The organism is Streptomyces sp. BK340, assembly GCF_007827595.1.
GTDB lineage: Bacteria > Actinomycetota > Actinomycetes > Streptomycetales > Streptomycetaceae > Streptomyces.
The window spans coordinates 276912-302012 of record NZ_VISR01000001.1 but is presented as its reverse complement, the minus strand read 5'-3'; the positions used below and the strand labels follow the sequence as shown (position 1 = coordinate 302012).

21 protein-coding genes and 1 tRNA gene are annotated in these 25101 nt (G+C 71.2%); 11 read left to right on the top strand and 11 right to left on the bottom strand.

Annotation, left to right across the window (positions count from 1 at the left end):
• Window positions 1–66: 66 nt before the first annotated feature.
• Window positions 67–852: an SDR family oxidoreductase gene (locus FB157_RS01435; RefSeq protein ID WP_261386125.1), complete on the top strand. Its 786-nt coding sequence runs from the start codon at window positions 67–69 to the stop codon at window positions 850–852.
• Window positions 849–1760 (top strand): SDR family oxidoreductase, encoded by a 912-nt coding sequence (locus tag FB157_RS01430; RefSeq protein WP_145875093.1) that lies wholly within the window; start codon window positions 849–851, stop codon window positions 1758–1760. Before FB157_RS01435 ends, FB157_RS01430 begins: the two co-directional genes overlap by 4 nt.
• 68 nt (window positions 1761–1828) lie before the next feature.
• Here FB157_RS01430 and FB157_RS01425 read toward each other — a convergent pair whose 3' ends face one another.
• A complete protein-coding gene (locus tag FB157_RS01425) occupies window positions 1829–2704 on the bottom strand; it encodes a hypothetical protein (protein ID WP_145875091.1) in 876 nt (291 codons plus the stop codon).
• An 84-nt stretch (window positions 2705–2788) separates the two neighbouring features.
• Window positions 2789–4576: a beta-galactosidase family protein gene (locus FB157_RS01420; RefSeq protein ID WP_145875089.1), complete on the bottom strand. Its 1788-nt coding sequence runs from the start codon at window positions 4574–4576 to the stop codon at window positions 2789–2791.
• Window positions 4577–4674: 98 nt separating this feature from the next.
• Between FB157_RS01420 and FB157_RS01415 the strand changes: the two genes are divergently transcribed.
• The 6 genes from FB157_RS01415 to FB157_RS01390 all read left to right on the top strand — a co-directional run bounded on the left by FB157_RS01415 (window position 4675) and on the right by FB157_RS01390 (window position 12626).
• The gene (locus FB157_RS01415; protein WP_145875087.1) at window positions 4675–5553 is read left to right on the top strand and encodes an AraC family transcriptional regulator; all 879 of its coding nucleotides are present in this window, start codon (window positions 4675–4677) and stop codon (window positions 5551–5553) included.
• 56 nt (window positions 5554–5609) lie between these two features.
• Entirely contained in the window at window positions 5610–5951 is a 342-nt protein-coding gene (locus FB157_RS01410) for a chorismate mutase (protein WP_145875085.1), read from the top strand.
• 103 nt (window positions 5952–6054) lie between these two features.
• A complete protein-coding gene (gene pepN, locus FB157_RS01405) occupies window positions 6055–8541 on the top strand; it encodes an aminopeptidase N (protein WP_145875083.1) in 2487 nt (828 codons plus the stop codon).
• Between the two features lie 127 nt (window positions 8542–8668).
• On the top strand, window positions 8669–9505 hold the full coding sequence (locus FB157_RS01400; RefSeq protein ID WP_145875081.1) for an NAD(P)H-binding protein: 837 nt from the start codon (window positions 8669–8671) through the stop codon (window positions 9503–9505).
• Between the two features lie 353 nt (window positions 9506–9858).
• Window positions 9859–11217 carry an aminotransferase class V-fold PLP-dependent enzyme gene (locus tag FB157_RS01395; protein WP_145875080.1) on the top strand — a complete coding sequence of 453 codons (1359 nt, stop codon included), beginning with the start codon at window positions 9859–9861 and terminating at the stop codon, window positions 11215–11217.
• Window positions 11214–12626 carry a lysine N(6)-hydroxylase/L-ornithine N(5)-oxygenase family protein gene (locus FB157_RS01390; RefSeq protein WP_145875078.1) on the top strand — a complete coding sequence of 471 codons (1413 nt, stop codon included), beginning with the start codon at window positions 11214–11216 and terminating at the stop codon, window positions 12624–12626. The genes FB157_RS01395 and FB157_RS01390 overlap by 4 nt, the downstream gene beginning before the upstream one ends.
• Before the next feature lie 76 nt (window positions 12627–12702).
• On the opposite strand, the gene FB157_RS01385 is transcribed toward FB157_RS01390, so the two are convergent.
• The gene (locus tag FB157_RS01385; RefSeq protein WP_145875076.1) at window positions 12703–14508 is read right to left on the bottom strand and encodes a bifunctional UDP-sugar hydrolase/5'-nucleotidase; all 1806 of its coding nucleotides are present in this window, start codon (window positions 14506–14508) and stop codon (window positions 12703–12705) included.
• Between the two features lie 149 nt (window positions 14509–14657).
• Here FB157_RS01385 and FB157_RS01380 point away from each other — a divergent pair, with 149 nt between their 5' ends.
• Window positions 14658–15353, top strand: coding sequence for an SIMPL domain-containing protein (locus FB157_RS01380; RefSeq protein WP_145875075.1), 696 nt, complete (start codon window positions 14658–14660; stop codon window positions 15351–15353).
• Window positions 15354–15507: 154 nt separating this feature from the next.
• On the top strand, window positions 15508–16944 hold the full coding sequence (gene pyk / locus FB157_RS01375; protein ID WP_145875073.1) for a pyruvate kinase: 1437 nt from the start codon (window positions 15508–15510) through the stop codon (window positions 16942–16944).
• A gap of 88 nt (window positions 16945–17032) precedes the next feature.
• Here pyk and FB157_RS01370 read toward each other — a convergent pair.
• A tRNA-Leu gene (locus FB157_RS01370) sits at window positions 17033–17107 on the bottom strand.
• Between the two features lie 100 nt (window positions 17108–17207).
• On the opposite strand from FB157_RS01370, the gene FB157_RS01365 reads away from it, so the two are divergent.
• Window positions 17208–17864, top strand: a complete 657-nt coding sequence (locus FB157_RS01365; RefSeq protein WP_145875072.1) for an ANTAR domain-containing response regulator — start codon at window positions 17208–17210, stop codon at window positions 17862–17864.
• 138 nt (window positions 17865–18002) lie between these two features.
• Here the strand turns inward: FB157_RS01365 and FB157_RS01360 are convergent, their stop codons facing one another.
• From FB157_RS01360 to FB157_RS01330, 7 genes are all read right to left on the bottom strand, one after another.
• Entirely contained in the window at window positions 18003–18719 is a 717-nt protein-coding gene (locus FB157_RS01360; protein ID WP_145875070.1) for an ABC transporter ATP-binding protein, read from the bottom strand.
• On the bottom strand, window positions 18716–19627 hold the full coding sequence (locus FB157_RS01355; RefSeq protein WP_145875068.1) for an ABC transporter ATP-binding protein: 912 nt from the start codon (window positions 19625–19627) through the stop codon (window positions 18716–18718). The genes FB157_RS01360 and FB157_RS01355 overlap by 4 nt, the downstream gene beginning before the upstream one ends.
• A gap of 5 nt (window positions 19628–19632) precedes the next feature.
• Window positions 19633–21456 carry a branched-chain amino acid ABC transporter permease gene (locus FB157_RS01350; RefSeq protein ID WP_145875067.1) on the bottom strand — a complete coding sequence of 608 codons (1824 nt, stop codon included), beginning with the start codon at window positions 21454–21456 and terminating at the stop codon, window positions 19633–19635.
• Between the two features lie 5 nt (window positions 21457–21461).
• Window positions 21462–22394 carry a branched-chain amino acid ABC transporter permease gene (locus FB157_RS01345; RefSeq protein WP_145875065.1) on the bottom strand — a complete coding sequence of 311 codons (933 nt, stop codon included), beginning with the start codon at window positions 22392–22394 and terminating at the stop codon, window positions 21462–21464.
• Window positions 22395–22503: 109 nt separating this feature from the next.
• Complete coding sequence (locus tag FB157_RS01340) at window positions 22504–23742, bottom strand: branched-chain amino acid ABC transporter substrate-binding protein (RefSeq protein ID WP_145875063.1); 1239 nt, start codon at window positions 23740–23742, stop codon at window positions 22504–22506.
• A 290-nt stretch (window positions 23743–24032) separates the two neighbouring features.
• Entirely contained in the window at window positions 24033–24641 is a 609-nt protein-coding gene (locus FB157_RS01335) for a Tat pathway signal sequence domain protein (protein ID WP_145875062.1), read from the bottom strand.
• Window positions 24638–25066: a hypothetical protein gene (locus FB157_RS01330; RefSeq protein WP_261386124.1), complete on the bottom strand. Its 429-nt coding sequence runs from the start codon at window positions 25064–25066 to the stop codon at window positions 24638–24640. The genes FB157_RS01335 and FB157_RS01330 overlap by 4 nt, the downstream gene beginning before the upstream one ends.
• Between the last annotated feature and the right edge of the window lie 35 nt (window positions 25067–25101).

Below are 25101 nucleotides of genomic sequence, written 5' to 3'. Positions count from 1 at the left end.
CCACCAAACATTTGTTAGGTGTGTGGCTTCGAAGCTAGCAGTCGGCGAAGACGAGCGGGAGAGCCTGTGGAAAACTCCGCGGCAGGGCCTGTGGACAACTCGCTGCGGGGCAGGACCGTCGTCGTCACCGGCGGCACCCGGGGCGTCGGGGCGGGCATCGCGCGGGCCTTCGCCCAGGCCGGCGCCCAGGTGGTGGCCTGCGCCCGGCGTCCCCCCGAACAGCTTCTCGACGGCGTGGAGTTCACGCCCCTGGACCTGCGCGACCCACCCGCCGTCAGCGCCTTCTTCGCCGGGCTGCCCCGGCTCGACGTCCTCGTCAACAACGCGGGCGGCACCCCGTACCGGCGGCTGGCCGACGCGGACGCCGAGCGGCACGCCCGGGTCATCGAGCTGAACCTGGTCACCCCGCTGACCGCCTCCCTCGCCGCCTACGACCGGCTCCGGCGCACCCGGGGCTCGGTCGTCATGGTGGGCAGCGTGAGCGGCGGCCGTCCCTCGCCCGGCTCGGCGGCCTACGGCGCGGCCAAGGCGGGCCTGGCGAACCTGGCCGCGTCGATGGCCGTGGAATGGGCGCCGGAGGTCCGCGTCAACACGCTGGTCGTCGGCATGGTCCGCACCGAGCGGTCCCATCTGCACTACGGCGGTCCGGACGGCCTCGCGGCGGTGTCCCGCACCGTCCCGCTGGGCCGGCTGGCCACCCCCTCGGACGTCGGCGCGGCCGCCGTCTTCCTCGCCTCGGACGCGGCCGGCTACATCAGCGGGGCGAGTCTGCTGGTGCACGGGGGCGGGGAGCGGCCGGCCTTCCTGGACGCCGCGACCGGCGACAAGGAAGCACAAGGAGGCCTGGGATGACCGGAATCTGCGCAGGGCGAGTCGTCGTCGTCACCGGAGCCGGACGGGGGCTCGGCCGCGCCCACGCCCTCGCCTTCGCCGCCGAGGGCGCCCGGGTCGTGGTCAACGACCTGGGTGTCGGACTGGACGGGGTGCCCGGCCCCGACAGCCCGGCGGCGGCCGTCGTCACCGAGATCCGGGAGGCGGGCGGCGAGGCGGTCGCGCACGGCGCCGACATCGCGACCACCGAGGGCGCCGCCTCCCTGATCAGGACCGCCGTCGAGACCTACGGCCGACTCGACACCCTCGTCAACAACGCCGGCTTCCTGCGCGACCGCATGCTCGTCAACCTCGGCGAGGACGACTGGGACGCCGTGATCCGCGTCCACCTCAAGGGGCACTTCCTCCCCCTCAGGCACGCCGCCGCGCACTGGCGGGCCGAGGCCAGGGCAGGCCGCGCCCCGGTCGCCCGGATCGTCAACACCAGCAGCGGGGCGGGCCTGCTGGGCTCGGTCGGGCAGGGGAACTACAGCGCCGCCAAGGCCGGGATCATCGGCCTGACCCTCGTGGCGGCGGCCGAACTCGCCCGCTACGGCGTCCAGGTCAACGCCGTCGCCCCGGCGGCCCGCACCCGCATGACGGAACGCACCTTCGCCGAGACCATGGCGGCCCCGGCCGCCGGCTTCGACGCCATGGCCCCCGAGAACGTCTCCCCGCTGGTCGTCTGGCTCGGCTCCGCCGCGTGCGCCGGGGTGAGCGGCCGGGTGTTCGAGGCGGAGGGCGGCCGGATCACCGTCATGGAGGGCTGGCGCCCCGGGCCCGGCCTGGACAAGGGGGCACGCTGGGCCCCCGCCGAGGCAGGCGAGGCCGTGTCGAAGCTGCTGGCGGAGGCGGAGCCGCCGGGGGCGGTGTACGGAGCCCGGGAGTAGGGCGCGCCGAGTACACGGAGCTGCACCGGTCCCACCGAAGGGCTCCGCCCCGGCCGGCTGCCCCGAACCTAGGTGTCGCACTCCAGAACCGTCCTGCACAACCCGCACCGCGCCCGTACCCGCCCCCGGACCGGCACCCTGATGCGCTGGTGGCAGGTGGGGCAGGGGAAGGAGACGCGGAGGTGGCCCGCGGGGTCGGGGCTGAAGGCGTAGGGCGCTCCGGGCGGGACGCCGTGGCGCCGGTCGTGGGCGTAGCGGCGGCGGCCCGCCCAGCCGGCCCCCGTCAGCGGCGGCTGCTGCTCGTCCCGCCGGGCCCGCTCCACACCCTTGACGTAGGCCGTGTACGCCTGCGGGCTGGTGAACCACACGGAGGGATCCTCGCCGAAGAGCCGGGCCCGTTTGGCGAGCACGTAACCGAACTCCTCGGGGGTGAGATAGCCCAGCTTCTGGGAGGAGGCACTGTCCTCGCGGTAGGCGTCCAGCAGCAGCCACCCCGCGCCCAGGTAGGCCGTCGCCGTGTCCGTGAGGATCTCGTTCTCCGCCGTGGTGGGGAAGGCGAGGTCGAGGCGGTGCAGATAGACGTGGGTCACCTCGTGGGCCAGCGCCGCGCCGATGTCCCTGCGGTGGGTGCGGAAGCGGTCGTTCAGTTCGACGAAGTACTCGGGGCCCGCCGCCAGTTCGACATTGGCCGCGTGGCTCATCTCCCGGAAGCCGACGATCAGCCGGGCATCGGGCAGCCGGAAGTGCCGCACGATCTCGCGGGCCACACGCTGCGCGCCCAGATGCACGTCGTCCGTGTCGCTGAAGGCCACGTCGGCGGGGGCCACACTGGACGAGAAGGTCTGCACGGTGTCGTACGACAGCCGCTTGTACAGCGCGGTGATCGCGGCCCGCACCGTCTCCAGATGCGGGTAGCCGTGCTCGACCGGTCCGCCGTTCGCCACGTCCGACCCCCTCAAGACGCCCAGAACTGCCATCCACTCTAGGCGGGTGCGAGCGGATTTCGCCGGTGGGCGGCCCGACCGCCCTCACCCGAGCAGCGGCGGCCGGACCGGGGCTCGGACCGGCAGCAGCCGCGGCGCGCACGGACCCGGCCCCGCCTCCTGCAGCTCCAGCACCCACACCTCGTTCTCGCCCTCACGCAGCACCGGTCCGGGGACGTACAGGGACCGCTGCGGCCCCACGGACCAGTAGCGCCCCAGACCGAAGCCGTTGACCCAGACGAAGCCCCGCGTCCAGCCGGGCAGTTCGAGCCGGGCGTCGCCGGCCCCGAGGACCGTGACGGTGCCCCGGTACAGCCCCCGGGCGCCGTCCCCGGGCACCGCGCCGAAGGGCACCGCCTCGATGCCGTCGTCGAAGGCGTCCAGATCGAGCCCGCGCGCGCGTACCCCGTGCAGATACTGCCGCTCGTGCAGGACGCCCCCGGTGATGCCCTTCGCCTCGCCGGAGCGCGGCCCGTAGTTCACCCTCCCCAGGGACTCCACCCACAGCTCCACGCGCGCGGGTCCCGCGACGGGCTCCTTCAGCCGGGCCTCCTCCTCGGTGAGCACCCCGGCCCGCCCGCCGTCGACGTACACCACCGCGAGGTCCCTGAGGCCGCGCACCGTCAGCGGGTACGGCTGCCGCGGCCCCGGCACGCCCACCTCGTAACGCACCAGGCCCCGGGCCACGCCCAGCTCCTCGAAGGACGGCGGCACGGGGGTTACGGTCTCGGCGCCGCCGAGCGCCTCCAGGACGTCACCCATCGGGGCCCATCCGGTGAGCGCCACCTCCGTCGGAGAAACCAACCGAGCAGGCGGGGGCGGAAGTTCGGGCAGGGGATCGGGGCGGTATCCGGACAGCACCTCGCGGAAGCGCCAGAACTTCTCCGTGGGGCGCCCGCACTCGTCGACCGGTGCGTCGTAGTCGTACGAGGTCACGTCCGGCTCCAGCGGGCCTTCGTGCAAATCGCCGCCGCCCCGGTTGGCGCCCGCCCAGCCCCCGAAACTCGTGCCGCCGTGCGCCATGTACAGGTTCACCGAGGCACCGCACTCCAGGATCTCCCGCAGTGCCTCGGCCGCCTCCCCGGGATCCCGTACGACGTGTCCGCCGCCCCAGTGGTCGAACCAGCCGCACCAGAACTCCATGCACATCAACGGGCCCCCGGGGCGGTGCCGGCGCAGCGTCGCGAAGCCAGCGCGCGCGTGGGAGCCGAAGTTCACCGTGGCGAGCACACCGGGCAGCGAGCCGCCGGTGAGCATGTGGTCCTCGGGGCCGTCCGAGGTGAACAGCGGCACCGTCACGCCCTTGACCCGCAGCAGCCCGGCGAGCTGCTCGAGGTAGTCCGCGTCCGAGCCGTAGCTGCCGTACTCGTTCTCGACCTGCACCATGACCACCGGGCCGCCCCGGTCGATCTGCCGGGGCACGATCTCGTGCAGCAGGTGGTGGAACCAGTTCCGCACGTGGAACAGGAAGCGCTCGTCACGGGTACGCGCGTGCGTGCCCGGCTCGCCCGTCACCCAGTGGGGCAGCCCGCCGTTCTCCCACTCGGCGCAGATGTACGGACCCGGCCGCACGATCGCCCACAGACCGGCCTCGCGGACCGCGTCCAGGAACCGGCCGACCGCCCGCACGTCCCGCAGGCGCCCCGGGCCCGGCTGGTGCAGGTTCCACGGCACGTACGTCTCCACGCAGTTGAGGCCCATCGCCCGCAGCATCTCCAGCCGGTGCCGCCAGTGCGCCTCGTGCACCCGGAAGTAGTGCAGCGCCCCGGACAGCAGCCGTACCGGCCGTCCGTCCAGCAGGAAGTCGGATTCCCCCACCGTGAACTCGCTCATGCACCCGAGCCTCGGCCCTGGCGGTGGCCGACGCCATGGACGAAGATCGGCGCTGCTTGGACAAAAGTCCGCCGTCGCCGACGCCGGGAGGAGCGCGGATGTACCAGACCTGGATGCGGTTCTTCAGCCCCGGCCCCGCTCACCACCGCCTCGGCCTGGTCTGCCTCGGCGTCGGCCTCCAGCACGGCACGCTGCCCACGGTCGGCCCCCGCACCCTCGACCACCACGTGGCCGTCGTGGTCGGCGCGGGCGGCGGCTGGTACCAGGGCGCCGACGGCCGACGTACCACCGTCACCGCGCCCGCGCTGCTCTGGCTCACCCCCGGAGTGCCGCACCACTACGGGCCCGACCCGGACACCGGATGGGACGAGGGCTTCGTCGACTTCGCCGGGCCCGCCACCGCGACCTACACCGAACTCGGCTACATCGAGCCCGAGCGGCCCGTCGTCCCGCTCTCGGACGCCACCGGCCCCCGCGCGGTCGTCGCCCGCATCGCCCGTGCCGCCCGCCGCGGCAACCCCCTGCTGGAGGTCGAGACCGGTGCCGCGGTCCACGAACTCCTCGTCGCGCTGCGCCGCGCCCGCGCCGACCTCGCGCCCGACGGCGACCAGGTGCTGCAGGCGCTGACCCGGGACGCCTGCCGGCCGATGAGCGTCGCCGACCACGCCGCCCGGCACGGCATGACGCCCGCCGAGCTGCGCCACGCCGTCCGCCGCGCCGCCGGATGCAGCCCCAAGGACTATCTCCTCGGGATCCGCCTGGGCCGCGCCAAGGAGCTGCTCGCCGCCACCGAGCTGCCCGTGGCCGCCGTCGCCCGCCGCGTCGGCTACGACGACCCCGCCTACTTCTCCCGCCTGTTCTCCCGCCGGGTCGGCCTCGCCCCCGTCCGCTTCCGCGCCCAGCAGGGCCGCAGCGTCCCCGGCGGCTGGAGCGACCGGATCCCGGATCCGGACGATCCACCGACGATCGGCGACTGATCGCATGCTGATCAGCCGGTGAACGGGAGGTGCCGCGCCCCTTAGGGTTGACGTCCATGACCATCAGCAACACCGGTAGCGGTGACGTCGACCCCGCGGTCCGCCAGGAACTGGAGCGGCTGCGCGAGAGCATCGACAACATCGACGCGGCCGTCGTCCACATGCTCGCCGAGCGCTTCAAGTGCACCCAGCAGGTCGGCCGGCTCAAGGCGGTGCACCAGCTGCCGCCCGCCGACCCGGCCCGCGAGGCCCGGCAGATCGAGCGGCTGCGCAGCCTCGCGGCGAACGCCAAGCTCGACCCGGCGTTCGCGGAGAAGTTCCTGAACTTCATCATCGCCGAGGTGATCCGGCACCACGAGTCCATCGCCGAGGACACCGCGAACGGACAGCCCGCCTGACCCCTGCCACCGGGCACACCCGGCAAGGGGTGCGGGACCGGACATATGCCGTGTACCGATCCACCCCTGTGCGCTGTCGGCGGCATCAGGCAGCATGGCGTGCATGTCCGTCATCACGCGCGACGAAGCGCAGCTCCGAGCACAGTTCCTCGACGTCCACCGCTACTCGATCGAGCTCGACCTCACCACGGGGGACGAGACCTTCGACTCCCGTACCGTGATCAGGTTCAGCGCGCGGACCGACGGGGACACGTTCGTCGAGCTGAAGCCCGCTGAGCTGCGCGCCGTCACGCTGGACGGACAGCCCCTCGACCCGGAGACGTTCGAGGACGAACGGCTGCCGCTGAGGAACCTCACCGCCGGCGAGCACGAGCTGCTGGTCGAGGCGGTCATGCCCTACTCCCGCACCGGTGAGGGCATGCACCGCTTCACCGACCCCACCGACGGTGAGACGTACGTCTACACGCAGCTGTTCCTGGACGACGTCCAGCGGGTCTTCGCGGCGTTCGACCAGCCCGACCTCAAGGCCGTCTTCGAGCTCACCGTCACCGCGCCCGACGGCTGGAACGTCCTCGCCAACGGCATCACCGAGCACCTGGGCGAGGGCCGCTGGCGGGCCGCCCCGACCCCGCCGATCTCCACCTACCTCGTCGCCGTCGCCGCCGGCCCCTGGCACTCCGTGCGCACCGAGCACCGCGGTCTGCCCTTCGGCATCCACTGCCGCCGCTCGCTGGCGCCCCACCTCGAGGCCGACGCCGAGGAGATCCTCGAGGTCACGCGCGCGTGCTTCGACCGGTACCACGAGAAGTTCGAGGAGCCCTACCCCTTCGACTCCTACGACCAGGCGTTCGTCCCCGAGTTCAACGCCGGCGCCATGGAGAACCCCGGACTGGTCACCTTCCGCGACGAGTTCGTCTTCCGCTCGGCCGTCACCGAGACCGAGCGGCAGACCCGCGCCATGGTCATCGCCCACGAGATGGCCCACATGTGGTTCGGCGACCTCGTGACCCTGAGGTGGTGGGACGACATCTGGCTGAACGAGTCCTTCGCCGAGTACATGGGTTACCAGACCACCGCCGAGGCCACCCGCTTCACCGACACCTGGACCGACTTCGGGGTCGCCCGCAAGGCCTGGGGCTACGATGCCGACCAGCGCCCCTCCACTCACCCGGTCGCCCCCGAGGCGGTCGACGACACCGCCGCCGCCCTGCTCAACTTCGACGGCATCTCCTACGCCAAGGGCGCCTCCGCGCTGCGCCAGCTGGTGGCCTGGCTCGGTGAGAAGGACTTCCTCGCCGGCATCAACATCCACTTCAAGCGGCACCGGTTCGCCAACGCCACCCTCGCCGACTTCATCGACTCCCTCGCCGCGGCCACCGAGCGCGACGTGCACGCCTGGGCCGACGCCTGGCTGCGCACCACCGGTGTCGACACGCTCACCCCGGCGGTCGAGTCCGTCGACGGCGTCTGCACCCTGGCCGTCGACCACGCGGGCAGCCGCCCGCACCGCGTCACCGTCGGCCTCTACGACCGCGACCTCGGTGACGAGGGCCGTGGCCGTCTCACCCTGCGCGAGCGCATCGGCCTCGACGTCCCGCAGGGCGCCCCGGAGTCCATCGGCAAGCGCCCCGCGGTGATCCTGCTCAACGACGGCGACCTGACCTATGCCAAGGTCCGCTTCGACGCCGACTCCTTCGAGGCGGTCCGCACGGGCCTGTCCGGGCTGCCCGACCCGCTCACCCGCGCGGTGGTGTGGAACGCCCTCAGGGACACCGTCCGCGACGGCGAACTGCCGCCCCAGGCCTACCTGGAGACGGCCCGCGCCCACCTGCCGCTGGAGACCGACCTGGCCATCGTCCAGGGTGTCCTCGCGTTCGCCTCCACCCACGTCGCCGACCGCTTCCTGCGCCCCGAGGACCGCCCGGCCGCCCTCGCCACCCTCAGCTCCCTCTGCCGCGACCTGCTGCGCCGCACCGAGGACGGCGACAACCCCGGCCTCCGCCTGGTCGCCGTACGGCACTTCATCGACGTCGCGGCCCACCCCGACACCATCGCCGCCTGGCTCGCCGACGGCACGGTGCCCGGCGGGCCGGAACTCGACCCCGAGCTGCGCTGGCGCATCCTCGTCCGGCTCGCCGTGCTCGGCGCCACCGACGAGGCCGCCATCGCCGCCGAGCTGGAGCGCGACCCGTCCGCCACCGGCCGGGAGGGCGCCGCCACCTGCCGCGCCGCCCTGCCCGACCCCGAGGCCAAGCGCGCGGCCTGGGAGTCGATGTTCGTCACGGACGACCTCTCCAACTACCTGTTCACGGCCACCGCACGGGGCTTCTGGCAGCCCGAACAGGCCGACCTGGTACGCGAGTACGTGCCGCGCTACTACGAGGACGCGGTCGCCCTCGCCGCCCGCCGCGGCCCCGCCATCGCCGTGGCCGCCGGCCGCTGGGCCTTCCCGTACCACGCCGTCGACGCGGAGGCCCTCGCCCTCGGCGAGGCCTGCCTGAACGAGGCCGACCCGGTCGTCGCCCTCCGCCGCAAGCTGGTCGACGAACTGGACGACCTGGCAAGGGCGTTGCGGGTGCGGGGGGAGTAGGACCGGGGACGTAGGGCGCGGCCGGGGAGGCTGGTCCCTGACGACGATGCGGAGGGCCGATCGTCCTTCCTAGGCTCGGAAGGCCAAGGACGACCAGGACGATCAACCCGAGCCCAGGAGGCAATCCGTGATCGTAGTCACCGGTGCGACCGGCAACGTCGGCCGTGCCCTCGTCGAGCGTCTCGTCGCCGCCGGCCGGCCGGTACGGGCACTGACCCGCGACCCCGAGCGCGCGGGTCTGCCCCGGCAGGCCGAGGTGGTGACGTTCGCGCCGGAGGAGCCGGCGGCCCTGTTCGAGGGAGCGAGCAAGCTCTTCCTGTACGTGCAGGCCGGCGGCGAGCGGACAGCCGCCCTGCTGGAGGCCGCGCGCACGGCCGGGGTGCGCCACGTCGTGCTCCTCTCTTCCGGGATCATCCAGGAGGGCGCCGACGAGACCCATCCCATCCACGTCATGCACGCCACCGCCGAACGGCAGGTCCGCGACAGCGGCCTGGAATGGACGTTCCTGCGCCCCAACGCCTTCGCCACCAACGCGTTGCAGTGGGCGCCGCAGATCCGTGGCGGCAGCACCGTCCACGGTGTCTTCGCGGGCATGCTCACGGCGCCCATCCACGAGGACGACATCGCCGCCGTGGCCGAACGCGTCCTGCTGGACGACGGTCACGAGGGTGCTGTCCACCGCCTCACCGGGCCCGAGGCGACCACCAACACCGACCAGATCGCCGCGATCGGCCGGGCGGTGGACCGCGATCTGACCTTCGTGGAGGTGTCGCCGGAAGAGGCGGGGCCCAAGCTGTTCCCGCACGCCCCGCCGGAGTTCGTCCAGCCCTTGCTGAAGAGCTTCGCCGCCACCGTGGGCGTACCCCCCGAGATCACCGCCACGGTCGAGAAGGTCACGGGCACTCCGGCGCGCACCTTCGACCGGTGGGCACAGGATCACGCGGACGACTTCCGAGGCGTCTAGAACCGCAGCTCCGCCCGCCGTACGCCCCCTCCGCCCCGCCCCCGCCCGCCGGTCGCACACCCGGGTCGGGGCGGGAGCAGGGGCGGTCAGGCCGAGACCGAGGTGCTCCAGGAGGCGCTCACCGGAGCGTCTCCGGAACCGCGGCCGTCACCCGCTCACCCGGCACGCCGATCCTCCGGGCGTCAACCACCCGGCCGGCGTCAGCCGCAGGTCACCGCACTCCAACGCGCTTTCCCCGTACGGCAGTACCCACTTTCGGGTTTCGATTGTTGGGCTTTCCGGACGCGTGGGCTCTTCCCGTACAAACTGGGAGATGCCTTACAGAGGTCCCTGCGCGCCCCGGAGGAGAGCCCATGAGCATGCCGCCCCTCGCCTCAGGACCCGACGGCCCAGGAGCCCTGCGGCCGCTCCTGGACACGGTCATGGACGCGCTCGCGAGCGGTGCCCGGGCCCGCGGCGGACCGCTGCCGGCCGGCGGGCCCGAGGCCGTCGCCGCACGGATCACCGACGCCCTCGGGGACGTCCTGCCGGACGACGGCGACCCCGACGCGCTGCGCGCCCTCGTGCATGCCCTGGCCGAGGGCGCCGCCGACCCCGCCGACCCGCTGTGCGCGGCCCATCTGCACTGCCCGCCGCTCGCCGTCGCCACCGCCGCCGACCTCGCCGCGAGCGTCCTCAACCCGTCCCTGGACTCCTGGGACCAGGCCCCGGCCGCCTCCACGCTGGAAGCCGAGGTCGCCCGTGCCCTCGCCCGCGAGATCGGCCTCGCGGACGCCCTGGTCACCACCGGCGGCACCGAGTCCAACCAGCTCGCGCTGCTGCTCGCCCGCGAGGCCCACGGCGGCAGCGTCCAGCTGGTCTGCGGCGCCAACGCCCACCACTCGCTGCCCCGCGCCGCCTGGCTGCTCGGTCTGCCCGAGCCGGTCGTCGTCCCCGCCCCGGGCGGCATCCTCGACCCGGCCGCCCTCGACGCGGCCCTCACCGCGCTCTCCGGCCCGCGGCTGGTCGCCGCCACCGCCGGCAGCACCGACGCCGGGCTCATCGACCCGCTGCCCGAGATCGCCGGCCTGTGCACCGCCCACGGCGCCCGCCTGCACATCGACGCCGCGTACGGCGGCGGCCTCGCCTTCAGCGACCGGCACCGGGACAAGCTCGCCGGACTCGAAGCCGCCCACACCGTCACCCTCGACCTGCACAAACTCGGCTGGCAGCCGGCCGCGGCCGGTCTCCTCGCCGTGGCCCGGCCCCGCGACCTCGCCGCCCTGCACCAGCGCGCCGACTACCTGAACGCCGACGACGACACCGAGGCCGGACTCCCGGACCTGCTCGGCCGCTCCCTGCGCACCACCCGCCGCCCGGACATCCTCAAGATCGCCGTCACCCTGAGGGCGCTGGGCCGCAGCGGGCTCGGTGGCCTGGTCGACCAGGTCTGCGCCCGCGCGCGCGAGTTCGCCGCGCTCGTCCAGGGCCACACCGGCTTCGAGCTGTACGACCGGCCGGTCATCAGCACGGTCCTGTTCCGGCCCGCCGACGCGGACGACGACACGGTGGCCGCCCTGCGCCGCAGGCTGCTGCACGAGGGCCGGGCCGTCCTCGGCCGCGCCCGGCTCGACGACCGCCTCTGGCTCAAGGCCACCTTCCTCAACCCCCACACCCGGCCGGACGAACTGGCCCAGCTCCTCAAACTCGTAGAAGGAACGACCCCCAGATGACCAACCCTCCACGCCACGAGCCCGAGTCCCCGCGCGACCTGGTCGGCATCGGCATCGGACCCTGCAACCTGTCCCTCGCCGCCCTCGCCCACCCGCTCGCCGAACTCGACGCCGTCTTCTACGAGCAGCGCCACGCCTTCGCCTGGCACCCCGGTCTCCTCATCGAGGGCGCCACCATCCAAGTGCCTTTCCTCGCCGACCTGGTGACCCTCGCCGACCCCACCAGCCCCTGGAGCTTCCTCAACTACCTCAGGACCCGCGAGCGGCTCTTCCCCTTCTACTTCGCCGAGCGCTTCCAGATCCAGCGTGCCGAGTACGACGCCTACTGCCGCTGGGTCTCCGAGAACCTCCCCGGGCTGCGCTTCGGCCGCCAGGTCGACGCGGTCCGCTGGAACCCCGAACGCGACGTGTTCGAGGTCGACTTCACCCAGCTCGACGCCGAGGGCGAGGCCGAGGCGCTGGGCCGCACCTACACCCGCAACGTCGTCCTCGGCGTGGGCACCGCCCCCTACGTGCCCGACCCGCTGCAGCCTCTCGTCGAGGCCCCCGGCGTCCCGGTCGTCCACGCCGCCGACTACCTCGACCACCGAGCCACGGTGCTCGCCGCCGAGCACGTCACCGTCGTCGGCTCCGGACAGTCGGGCGCCGAGGTCTTCCTCGACCTGCTGCGCCACCGCCCCGCCGGACGCGAGCGGCTGCACTGGATCGGCCGGAGCGAGGCGTTCGCGCCGATGGAGTACTCCAAGCTCGGCCTGGAACACTTCACGCCCGACTACACCCGCTACTTCCACGCCCTCGCCGAACCCGTGCGCGACCGGCTGGTCGCCGCCCAGTGGCAGCTGCACAAAGGCATCGACGCCGGCACCCTCGCCGACATCCACGACGAGCTGTACCGGCGCACCCTGGACGGAGGCTGGCCCGACGCGGTCCTGACTCCCGGGGTCCGCGTCCGAACCGCCGGCCGTGTCGCCACCACCAAGGTCGAACTCCACCTGGAGCACGTCCAGCAGGGCAGCCGCTCCCGGCTCACCACGGACGCCGTCGTCCTCGCCACCGGCTACCGCGAGCGCCCGCTGGGCCGCCTCCTCGCGGGCCTCGACCCCTACATGCGCCGCGACAGCAGCGAACGACCGCGTATCGAGGGGGATTTCCGGCTGATCCTCGACCCCTCGGTCACCGGGTCGGTGTACGTCCAGAACACCGGACTCCACGCCCACGGCGTCGGCACCCCCGACCTCGGGCTCGCCGCCTGGCGCAGCGCCACCATCCTCAACTCCCTCACGGGCAAGGAGCCGTACCCACTGCCCACCCGGACGTCCTTCACCACGTACGGACTGCAGGAGCCGCGGTCCCGGGTGCCACAGACCAGGCAGACGACGCGGCTGACCCCGCTGGTGGACGAGAGGTAGAAGGCCCCCGGCCCCCGGGACGGTGACCCGCAATCTGTGCGTGGCCGTCCGGGGACCGGTCTCCTGCCTGTACGGCCTAGAAGACGGGCGTGCCGTTCCGCGTGAGCTTCCAGTCCACGGACGCGAAGTCCTTCGGGTCCAGGACGCCCTTCGCGGTCACCCACTCCGCGATCCGGGTGCGGATCTCCGTCGACTCCGACCACAGTTCCCTGGCCGACGCGACGTGCGGGAAGGCGCCGCCGCCGTTGGCGCGGTAGTTGTTCACCGCGAACACGAACTGCTGGGCGTCGTCCAGCGCGGCACCCTTGAAGGTGAGGTTCTTGATCCGCGAACCGGCCGGCTGGGCGATGTCGATGTCGTACGACAGGCCCGAGACGTAGTCGTAGTTGTAGTCGGGGCGGCCGCCCTCGTTGGTCAGCTTCTCCACGTCGACGGCGGCGTCGGCGGCCGTCTGGACGTAGTACGCCGCCGAGTACTCCAGGTACGCCCGCACCTGCGCACCCGTCAGCAGCTTGGCGACCAGCGTGTTGTCGTACACGTACAGGCTCGACAGGTCCCGGACGGTCACGTCGCCGGCCGGGATCTCGGAGGTGCGGGAGAACGGCGAGGCCTGCGCGAGGACCGGCAGCGCGGCGTACTCGGTGCCCGCCAGCGCGGCCTTGACCACGTCCTCCTGGACCCTGGTGATCAGGTCGATGATCGGGGCGTCCTTGTAGCGGGCCTCGACCGTCGTCAGGGTCGCGGTCGCGGTGCCGACGACCTGGTTCACGTACGTGACGACCTTCGCGTGCTCGTCGGCGAGCAGCTTGGTGATCTTCGGGTCGTCGGCGACCGAGTTGGAGTTGAGCACCTTCGACGAGACGGACTCGACGGTCCACCGGCCCTTCTCGAAGACCAGCTCGATGTCGAACACGGACAGCCGCTCCGCGTAGGCCAGCGGCTCCGACAGCACGACCGTCTTCCCGGTCCTGTCGTTGGTGACCTTCAGCTCCGGGATCTCCACGTGCGCGTGCCCGACGAGGATCGCGTCGATGCCCGGGACCTGCTTGGCCACGTTGGCGGCCGCGTTCTCCACGTACGGCAGCTGGTCACCGTAGGACGAGGTGCCGGAGGACCCGGAGTGCGCCGAGACCACGACGACGTCCGCGCCCAGCGCCTTCAGCTTCGGCACCCACTTCGCGGCCTGCTCCTCCAGGCCGGGGAACGCCAGCTTGCCCTGCACGTACGCCTTGTCCCAGATCGCGATGCCGGGGTTGGTCAGACCGAGCACGGCCACCTTGACCGGACGGGCGCCGGGCACGTGGAAGGTCTTGACGAAGTACGGCGGGAAGGCGGGCCGCAGCGTCTTCGCGTCGACCGCGTTGGCGCCGAGCAGCGGGAAGTCCAGCTGCTCCTCGAACTTGCGCAGGGTCTCGATGCCGTAGTTGAACTCGTGGTTGCCGAGCGCGGCGGCGTCGTACCCGATCGCGTTCATCGCCTGCGCCATCGGGTGCACCGGGCCGCCCTTGGCGGTGATCGGGTCGACCTTGGCGTAGTAGTACGTCAGCGGGGTGCCCTGGATCGTGTCGCCGGCGTCCAGCAGCAGCGTGTTGCAGTGGCCCTTCTCCGCGCGGATCCGGTTGACCAGGGTCGAGATCCGGGCCAGCCCCTGGGCGTTGCCCGCCTTGTCGGTGTACTCCGCGTTCTTGAAGTAGTCCCAGTTGAAGACGTGGCCGTGCAGGTCGGTGGTGCCCATGACGGTGAGCGAGTGGCGCTTCACGTGCTTCCCGGGCGTCTGCTGCTCGGCCGCGTCGGCCGCCGGAGCCGCCGCCGCACCGGCGACAGCGACCCCCGCGCCCGTCGCGGCGGACTTCTTCAGGAACTTCCGGCGGTTCAAAGGCATCTCTCGGTCTCCTCGGCGAATGGTCAACAACGCGCGTAGATTCTGACCTGGTCATGACCGACGGCAACAGGTCCAAGAGGTTGCGATCTGGTGACCTGATGCGTGAACTCCGGCCGCCGAAGCGGGAGGTGCGTGACAGAGTGGGACGTATGACCTCTCCGTCGGCCGTCCCGTACGGCACCCCCGACGCCCCTCTCCTCGTGGTCCGCGGCGAGGCCGAACTCGACGTCGAGCCCGAGATCGCCCGCATCGGCGTGACCGTGACCGCCCGCGGCCGCGACCGGCGCTCCACCCTGGACGACCTCACCCGGCGCAACGCCGCCGTCCTCGACCTGGTGAAGTCCTACGGGGACGCGGTGGAGGAGCTGTCCACCGGAGCCTTCTCCATCACCCCGGAACTGACCGAGCGCGGCCGGGGCGAGCGGGTGCGCAGCTACCAGGGCCGGGTCCACCTCGGCGCCGAGTTCTCGGACTTCACCGTCCTCGGTGAACTGACCACGCGGCTGGCCGACTTGGAGCTGACCCGGGTCGACGGCCCCTGGTGGTCCCTGCGCCCCGGCTCGCCCGTGCACGCCGAGGCCCGGCGGCGGGCGGTCGGCGAGGCGCTCCAGCGCGCCCGGGAGTACGCCGAGGCCCTCGGCACCTCGATCGCCGCCCTGGTCGAACTGGCCGACACCGGCGCCGAGCGGCCGCGGGCCGGCGGGGCCGCCTTCGCGCGGGGTGCCCGGCGCATGAGCATGGCCGAAGCGGCCGAGCCCGCCGAACCCCTCGATCTGGAACCCTCGCGACTGCGCGTCACCGCCCAGGTCAGCGCTCAGTTCACACTGGTACCGCCGCGGCTGTGAATTCCGGACGCGGGGAAGTTATGACCGAAAAGAATCGCTCATAGGAGCGGGATGCCGCACAATTCAACACTTGTCAATAGCCCTTTACTCAAAGGTTGTTGAGTGGTCATGTGGCCCGGATTCTCTACCGACGGGTAAGGCCTAGGCTCGAATCATGCGCCGAGCAAAGATCGTCTGTACTCTGGGGCCCGCCACCGACTCGTACGACCAGATCAAGGCACTGGTCGAGGCCGGAATGGACGTCGCCCGCTTCAACCTCAGCCACGGCACCCACGCCGAGCACGAGGAGCGATACCGGCACGTACGAAAGGCGGCCGACGAGACCGGCCGCAGCGTCGGAATCCTCGCCGACCTTCAAGGTCCGAAGATCCGGCTCGGCCGCTTCAGTGAAGGTCCCGTACTCCTTGAACGCGGCGACTCCTTCACCATCACCGTGGAGGAGGGCGTCGAGGGCGACCGGCACGTCTGCGGCACCACCTATGCCGGCCTCGCCGCCGATGTCACCCCGGGTGAGCGCGTCCTGGTGGACGACGGCAAGGTCTGCCTGGAGGTCACCGCCGTCGACGGCCCCCGGGTCCGCACCCGGGTGATCGAGGGCGGCGTCATCTCCGACCACAAGGGCCTGAACCTCCCCGGCGTCGCCGTCTCCGTGCCCGCCCTCTCCAAAAAGGACGAGGACGACCTGCGCTGGGCGCTGCACACCGGCTTCGACGTCATCGCCCTGTCCTTCGTGCGCAGCGGCAGGGACGCCACGGACGTCCACCGCATCATGGGCGAGGAGGGCCGCCGCCTCCCGGTGATCGCCAAGGTGGAGAAGCCGCAGGCGGTCGACAACATCGACGACATCGTCGCGGCCTTCGACGGCATCATGGTCGCGCGCGGCGACCTGGGCGTGGAGATGCCGCTGGAGCAGGTCCCGATCGTGCAGAAGCGCGCGGTCAAGCTCGCCAAGCGCAACGCCAAGCCGGTCATCGTGGCCACCCAGATGCTGGACTCGATGATCGACAACTCCCGCCCGACCCGCGCCGAGGCCTCGGACGTCGCCAACGCGGTCATCGACGGCACGGACGCGGTGATGCTGTCCGGCGAGACCAGCGTCGGCAAGTACCCGATCGAGACGGTGCGGACGATGGCGAAGATCGTCGAGGCGGCCGAGGAGGACCTGCTCGCCAAGGGTCTGCCGCCGCTGACCGAGCGGAACAAGCCCCGCACCCAGGGCGGCGCCGTCGCCCGGGCCGCGGCCGAGATGGGCGACTTCCTCGGGGCGAAGTTCCTGGTGGCGTTCACCCAGTCGGGAGACACGGCCCGCCGCCTGTCCCGCTACCGCTCGCCCATCCCGCTGCTGGCCTTCACCCCGGAGCAGGCCACCCGCTCCCAGCTCAGCCTCACCTGGGGCGCGGAGACCTTCCTCGGCCCGCACGTCGACTCCACGGACGCCATGGTCGACCAGGTGGACGAGCTGCTCCTGAAGTACGGCCGCTGCCGGAAAGGTGACGTCGTGGTCATCACGGCGGGTTCCCCGCCCGGCGTCTCCGGCTCGACCAACATGGTCCGGGTGCACCACATCGGCGAGGACGACAGTCCCAAATAGCGGACCCCGGGGTGGGACAAGGGCATGGAAAAGGGCCCCTCACCCGGAGGGGCCCGCCAATTCAGTGACCTTGGAATCCAAGGAAAAGTGCCCCGGGTCGGACTCGAACCGACACTGTACGGGTTTTGAATCCGTTGCCTGCTGCCAATTGGGCTACCGGGGCTCGCAGAATCCAAGGTTTCCCCCGACCCTCCGCGCGTCCACCATACCGTAGCTAGGTAGGCTCTTGTCAGCAGTACCCCTGCCCTGAACGAGGAGCCCCCGTGACCGCCGAGTCGCCCCAGCCCGTAGACGCGCCCGACGACGACAAGTCGCACGTGCCTCCGCTGACGACCCGTGTCGTCATCGCCGAGGACGAGGCGCTGATCCGGCTCGACCTGAAAGAGATGCTGGAGGAGGAGGGGTACACCGTCGTCGGCGAGGCCGGGGACGGGGAGCAGGCCGTGGAGCTGGCCCGCGAGCACCGGCCGGACCTGGTGATCCTCGATGTGAAGATGCCCAAGCTGGACGGCATCTCCGCGGCGGAGAAGATCGCCGAGGAGTCCATCGCCCCGGTCCTCATGCTCACCGCCTTCTCCCAGCGCGACCTCGTCGAGCGCGCCCGGGACGCCGGTGCCATGGCCTACCTGGTGAAGCCGTTCAGCAAGAGCGACGTCGTACCGGCCATCGAGATGGCCGTCTCCCGCTTCACCGAACTGAAGCAGCTGGAGCAGGAGGTCGCCGACCTCAGCCTGCGGCTGGAGACCCGCAAGCTGGTCGACCGCGCCAAGTCCGTCCTGCAGACCGAGTACGGGCTCACCGAGCCCGCCGCCTTCCGCTGGATCCAGAAGACCTCCATGGACCGCCGGATGTCGATGCAGCAGGTCGCCGAGGCGGTCATCGCGGACAACGAGGAGAAGAAGGCCGCGAAGAAGGCCTGACCTCCGCCACCGGAACGACGAGGCCCGCGCCCCCGGAGAAGGGGGGCGCGGGCCTTCGCGTCCCATGGGGGGCGCGGGGAACTGCTCGACCAGCCACAGCCGATCCGCAGTGCGGGGACGGCCTTCCGAGCGGAGCGGCTAGTCCTCGCCGAGGTACGCCTTGCGGACCGACTCGTCGTGCAGCAGGTCCTGGCCCGTGCCGGACAGGACGATGTTGCCGACCTCCATGACATGGCCCTGGTCGGCGAGCGAGAGCGCCGCCTGGGCGTTCTGCTCGACCAGCAGGATCGTCGTGCCCTGGGACTTCAGCTCGGCGATCGTCGCCATGATCTTCTGCATCATGATCGGCGACAGACCCATGGACGGCTCGTCCAGCATCAGCAGCTTCGGCTGGGACATCAGGGCGCGGCCCATCGCCAGCATCTGCTGCTCACCGCCGGAGAGGGTGCCGGCCGCCTGCTTCCTGCGCTCCCCGAGGATGGGGAAGAGGTCGTAGGCGCGCTGGATGTCCTTCTCGATGCCCGGCTTGTCGCTCCGCAGGAACGCACCGAGGCGCAGGTTGTCCTCGATGGTCATGCGCGGGAAGATGTGCCGCCCCTCGGGGGAGTGGGCGAGCCCCAGCGAGACCACCTCGTGGGCCGGGACCTTCTTCAGCGACTTGCCGTTGAACCTGATCTGCCCGCCGACCGGCTTCAGCAGACCGGAGAGCGTGCGCAGGGTGGTGGTCTTGCCGGCGCCGTTGGTGCCGATGAGGGTGACCACCTCGCCGGCGTCGACCTTGAAGGAGATGCCCTTGACGGCCTCGATCTTGCCGTAGGCGACCCGCAGGTCCTCTACTTCGAGCAGTGCGGTCATCGGTCGTTCTCCTTGCCGGGCGCGGCGTCCGTCGTGGCCTCGGCGTGCGCCTCGGCCGCCTCGACCTCGGCGACCTCCTCGTCGCCGGGAGCGTTCTCGAAGGGTTCGCCGAGGTACGCGGCGACGACCCGCTCGTCGCCCTGCACGGTCGCGCTGTCGCCCTCGACGAGCTTTTGGCCCTGCACCAGGACGGCGACGCGGTCGCAGAGGTTGAAGATGAAGCGCATGTCGTGCTCGATGACGAGCACGGCGATGCCCTTGTCCCGGATGGCGAAGACCAGTTCCTCGGTGGCCCGGGTCTCCTGCGGGTTCATACCGGCGGTCGGCTCGTCCAGGAGCAGCAGGCCGGGCTCGCTGGCCAGCGCCCGGGCGATCTCCAGCTTGCGCTGCTCGCCGTAGGGGAGGTTGCGGGCGAGGTGCTCGGCCTTCGCCTCCAGGCCCACGAACTCCAGGAGTTCCATGGCGCGGGCGCGGGAGGCCGCCTCGGCCTTGTGGAAGCCGGGGCCGCGCAGCAGCGCGGACCACAGGCCCTCCTTGGTGCGGGTGTGACGGCCGACCAGCACGTTCTCCAGGACCGTCATGTTGGCGAACAGACGGATGTTCTGGAAGGTACGGGCGATGCCCGCCGCCGTGACCTTGAAGGACTTCGGCGGCAGGACCTGGCCCTTGTAGCGGACCTCGCCCTCGGTGGGGACGTACAGACCGGTGAGGCAGTTGAAGAACGTGGTCTTGCCGGCGCCGTTGGGGCCGATCAGACCGACGATCTCGCCGCTGTTGACGGTGAAGTCGACGTTGCGCACGGCCGTCAGACCGCCGAAGCGCATGGTCACGCCGCGGGCGTCGAGCACGACCTCGCCGGGTGCGGACGCGCCGGGGGCGGCGTCCTGGGTGGTGGTGTCGGTGGTCATGGTGGTCACGCCCCTGCCTTGCTGAGGACGGCGGGCGCTTCTGCCTCTTCGTGGAATTCGAGCTGGCGGCGCCGGTTGGGGATGAGGCCCTCGGGACGGAAGCGCATGAGGATCACGAGCGCGACGCCGAAGGCGAAGAGCTGGTAGTCGCCCAGGAACTGGAGCTTGGCCGGGATCAGGTACAGCAGCGCGGCACCGACCAGCGGACCGGAGATGGTGCCCATGCCGCCGAGGACCACCGCGGCCAGCAGGAAGGCCGAGTTGGGCGGCACGACGTGCGCGAACTGGTACTGCTCCGGGGTCACCGTGTACGTGACGTGGGCCTGGACGGAACCGGCGAGGCCGGCCATGCAGGCGCCCAGGGCGAACGCGATGAGCTTGACCCGGAAGCCGTTGATGCCCATGGCGAGCGCGGCGGTCTCGTCCTCGCGGATGGCGATCCAGGCGCGGCCGATGCGGGAGTCGCTGCTGCGCCGGAACACCACGACCACGATGAGCGTGATGAGCAGCATCAGCAGGAAGTAGTTCGCGAACCGGCCGACGGTGGCGCCGAGGAACTGGTGCTCCTGGCCGAAGTCGAAGCCGAGGATGTTCAGGTTCGGGATCGAGGAGATGCCGTTGGAGCCGTTGGTGACGTCCGGGCCCGAGGTGCCGTCCATGTTGAGGACGGTGATGCGGAAGATCTCACCGAAGCCGAGGGTCACGATGGCGAGGTAGTCGCCGCGCAGTCGCAGGGTCGGGGCGCCGATCAGCACGCCGAAGACCATCGCGACGGCCGCGCCGCACAGCGCCGAGGCCCAGAACGGCAGGTTGACGTGCAGCGGCGAGGACGGGGAGCCGGAGACCAGGGCCGCGGTGTAGGCGCCGACACCGAGGAAGGCGACGTAACCGAGGTCGAGGAGGCCGGCGAGGCCGACGACGATGTTCAGGCCGAGCGCGACGGTGGCGAAGATCAGGATGTAGACGCCGATCGTCGCGTACTGGTCGTCGGACTGGGTGAACGGGAAGGCGGCCGCGGCGACGAAGGCACCGGTCATGGTGATGTTGCGGTGACGCGCGGTGATCGCCGAGACCCGGGCCACGAGCCCGGCCTTGGCGAGGGCGCCGAAGCCGAAGCCGGCGGTGATGAGGAAGCCGATGAACAGCTGGTCGTACTCGGTGCCGATGCCGTAGGTGAAGACGATCAGACCGACGGCCATCGCCGCGATGATGACGAGGATCTCGGCGTAGGCGGGAAGCTTGGGGGCCGGCGCCGGGGTCTTGGCGGCGAAGGCCGCCTTGAAGTTGCTCCAGTTCTGCCGGGACTGGTGGCGGAACTTCTCCAGGCCGGTGTCGTCCGGGTCGGCGAGGTCCGGGGCCGGCCGCTCGTACGGCAGGGCCAGCGCGCCGACCAGGGCCGCCAGGGTGGCGATGGCCACGAGGAAGCCGCCGGCCTCCAGGTTCACCAGACCGCCCAGCTTGGCGCTGATGGCGATGACCGTGTACCAGGCGGTGGCGAAGGCGCCGAGCGCGGACGTCTTGAGGGCGCTGTCGGCGCTGCCCGGGGTCAGCCACTGCAGGCCCTTGACACCGTAGGAGGCCAGGCCGAAGACGGTGGTGAGGATGCCGCCGATCAGGACGAGGACCTGAAGGCCGCCGGGGTAGCCGTAGACGGTGAGGTCGCCGGGGAACGCGGCGGTCCAGGTCCAGGCGAGGAAGGTGGAGAGGATCGTCAGGACGCCGCCGCCGGTGGCGAGGGCCCGGCCGAGCGGGGCGGGCAGGCCGATCAGGCCGGACGGGGCGGCCGCGGGAGCGCTGGGGGTCCCGGATGCGGTGGTCTGTGTGGTCATCGGTGTCACGCCCTGTCCGCGACGCGTTCGCCGAGCAGACCCTGGGGCCTGAACAGCAGAACGAGGATGAGGAGTACGAACGCCCAGACGTCTGCCCAGGACTGGCTGCCGAACTTGTCCATGCCGGGGATGTCGGCGATGTAGGCGGTGGACAGGGCCTCGGCGACGCCGAGGACGAGGCCGCCGAGCATGGCGCCGTAGATGTTGCCGATACCGCCGAGGACGGCCGCGGTGAACGCCTTCAGGCCGAGGATGAAGCCCATGCGGAAGTCGATCTGGCCGTACTTGAGGCCGTAGGCCACGGATCCGACGGCGGCGAAGGTGGCACCGAGGGCGAACGCGACCACGATGATGCGGTCGGTGTTGATGCCCATCAGCTTCGCGGTGTCCGGGTCCTGGGCGGTGGCCTGCATGCCGCGCCCGGTACGGGTGCGCATCACGAAGTAGGCGAGGAACGCCATGCTGAGCGGCGCCGCGCAGACCAGGAAGATGTCACCGGTCTGGATCGTGACGTTGCCGATCTCGAAGGGCCCGCCGGGGATGCTCGGGAAGGTGCGGGCGGACTTGGCGCCCGGGTACCAGGCCCACACCGCCTGCTGGAGGGCGAGGGAGAGACCGATGGCGGTGATGAGGGGAGCGAGGCGGGGTGCGCTGCGCAGGGGGCGGTAGGCGAACCGTTCCGCTCCGACGGCGACCGTGACGGCGACGAGGATGGCGCCGATGAGCATCAGCGGCAGGGCCACCCACATCGAGGTGCCGTCGGGAAGGATGTAGGCGTAGACCGTGAGCGCGCCGAACGCACCGGTCATGAATATCTCGCCGTGGGCGAAGTTGATGAGCTGGACAATGCCATAGACCATCGTGTAGCCGATGGCGACCAGCCCGTACATGGATCCAAGTAGCAGGCCGTTGACCAGCTGCTGCGGCAGTTCGTTCACCGCATGTCCTCCGAGCGTTCGGAAAGTTCGACGGATGTGACCGGATGCGAGTCCGCGCGGGGCGCCAGTGGAACAGCGCCCCGCGCGGCTCGGTTGGTGCGGGTGTGGGTCAGCTGCCGTTGAAGGTGCCGGACTCCACGGCCTTCCAGGCACCGCTCTTGACGGAGTAGACGGTGAGCTGCTTGTTGGTCGCGTCACCGTACTCGTCGAAGGAGACCTTGCCGGTCACACCGTCGAAGGAGACGTTCTGCATCGCGGCGGTGATCTTCGCGCGGGCGTCGGACGGCAGCTTGCCGCCGTTGTCGTCGACGACCTTCTTCACGGCCTCGATGATCGACCACGCGGAGTCGTAGGAGTAACCGCCGTACGCCGCGTACGCCTCCTTGTAGCCCGCCGCCTTGTAGTTGGCGACGAACTCCTTGGCGGAGTCGAGCGTCTCGACCGGCGCGCCGACCGAAGTGGCCAGGTCGCCGGTGCCGGAGGCGCCGGCCAGCTTGATGAAGTCGTCGGCGTAGATGCCGTCACCGCCGACCAGCGGGATCTTGGCGCCGGCGGCCTTGATCTGCTTGCTGAGCGGACCGGCCTGCGGGTACTCGCCGCCGTAGTAGACCACCTGGGCGCCGGAGTTCTTCACCTTGGTGGCGACCGCGGAGAAGTCCTTGGTGTCGGGGTTGATGTGCTCGGTGCCGACGATCTTGCCGCCGAGCTTCTTGAACTCGTCGGTGAACGTCCCGGCGAGGCCGGCGCCGTACGTCTTCTTGTCGTCGATGACGAAGGCCTTGGTCTTCTTGGCCTTGTTGTAGACGTACTGGGCGGCGAACGGGCCCTGGATGGCGTCCGTGGTCGCGGTGCGGAAGTACGACTTGTACTGGCGCGCCTTCGACTTGCGCCAGTCGGTGCCCTGGGTCAGGTCCGGGCTGGTGTTGGCCGGGGAGACCTCGACGAGCTTGGCGTCGTCGAAGACCTTCTGCATCGACTGGGCCACGGAGGAGTTCAGCGGACCGACGACGCCGAGGACGTCCTTCTCGCCGACGAAGCCGGTGGCGTTCGTCTGGCCCGAGGAGGGCTGGGCCTGGTCGTCGCGCGCCTCGACCTTGAAGGTGATGCCCTTGACGTAGTTCTTCTTGTTGGCCGTCTTGGCCGCCAGGTCCACAGAGTTGCGGATGCCCAGGCCGAGCGCGGACAGGTCGCCGGTCAGCGGGGCGTCGACGCCGATGGTGACGGTGGTGCCGCCACCGTTGCCGGAGTCCGAACCCTTGTCGCCGCTGTCGCGCGAGCCGCAGGCGGTGAGGGTGAGCGTACCCGCCGCCAGGGCGGCGGTGATGGCGATGAGCGAACGTTGACGCACGATCAGTCCTTTCCGATCGACGACCGCATCCCCGTGGAAACGGTCGAGCCGCTCGCGCCTGGCCGAAGTGAGAATCCGAGTGCGCGGTGACTGGCCGTGACTCTAGGCGTGTGCAGGGAACGTGGAGGAGGGTCTGACCAATGCTGTGACGCTCTTGTTATGACACGAGGTAATGCAGAGCGGTACGCCGTGGGGGGAACGGAGGAATTAAGGCCGATTCGCCCTGTCCGCATTGTGAGAACCCGCAGGAACCACCCAGATCGGTTCAGGCGTCTCGAGGGTTTTGGTGATTACCTGCCACTGTTGCTGCAGGCGACTTTCAGGGCGTGCGAGAGGTGCTGTGCGTAGCGGGGACCGAGGATGAAACTCTGAATCTGGATTGCACGCGTATTACGTAGAGTTACTTCCAGGAAAGGCATCCCGGCGTCCTTCGGAACCTTTCCGCATTCCGTCACTTGCATGGTTATGGTGATCTTGCGGGGAGCGCCTGCCTTTGTCCGGAAGGGGACATGCGGCGCCGCGGCCACCGACAGGCCGGCGTACGGCTGGGTGACTTGGGTGACGGCGACCGGCGGCCCCGACGCCACGCTCAACAGCACGTCGAAGCGGAAGCTGCGGGCCGGTGCGCCGGGCGGGGCGGCCCGCTCGCGCAGGTACGACACCGTCACCACCTGGGCGGGGTAGGGAACTTGGGGCGGTGGCGGTTGCTGCGGGCGGGTCGCGTAGAGATAGCCGCCGCCCGCGAGCAGGAACGCGACGGCGGCGAGGGCCAGGGCGGCGCGGCGGTGGCGGGCGTACAGGGACGAGAGCAGTACGTGCCCGCGGCCGCGGGGCGCTCGCGGCGCGGTGTCCCACGCCTGCGTGCCCTCGCCGGGCTCCAGGGAGCCGATGCCGCTCATCGCCACGGACCTCCGCCCGGGGTTCCGTGCCGGTACCGCTCGGCGCAGGACCTGCGGGCCTGACGGTCGATCAACTCGTCGGCGGCCGCGGCCCCTTGGCTCCGCCCGGCAGCCCGTGCCGCGTCCACGACGTCGCGCAGGATCTCGTACTGCCCGTTGGACAGCCCCATGGACTGGTAGTCGCCGTAGGTGCCGCTGTCGAGCACCTTCCGCGACCAGTGCGCGACGATCCTCGCGCACAGCTCCGCGTCGGAGGCCGGCGACGCGGAGGCGGCGGCCGAGCCGCGGGCCGAGCGCCCGGGGCCGCCGGAGCCGCCCGCACCCGGCCCGGCGCCGCCGGTCCCGCCGCAGCTCGTCGTCCACAGCAGCGCCAGCGAGAGCACCAGCAACCTCACCCCCGGCCGGGGGCCCCCAAGCCGTCCCATGTGCCGAAGCTAAGGGGAGGGGCGGCGGGGGGCAA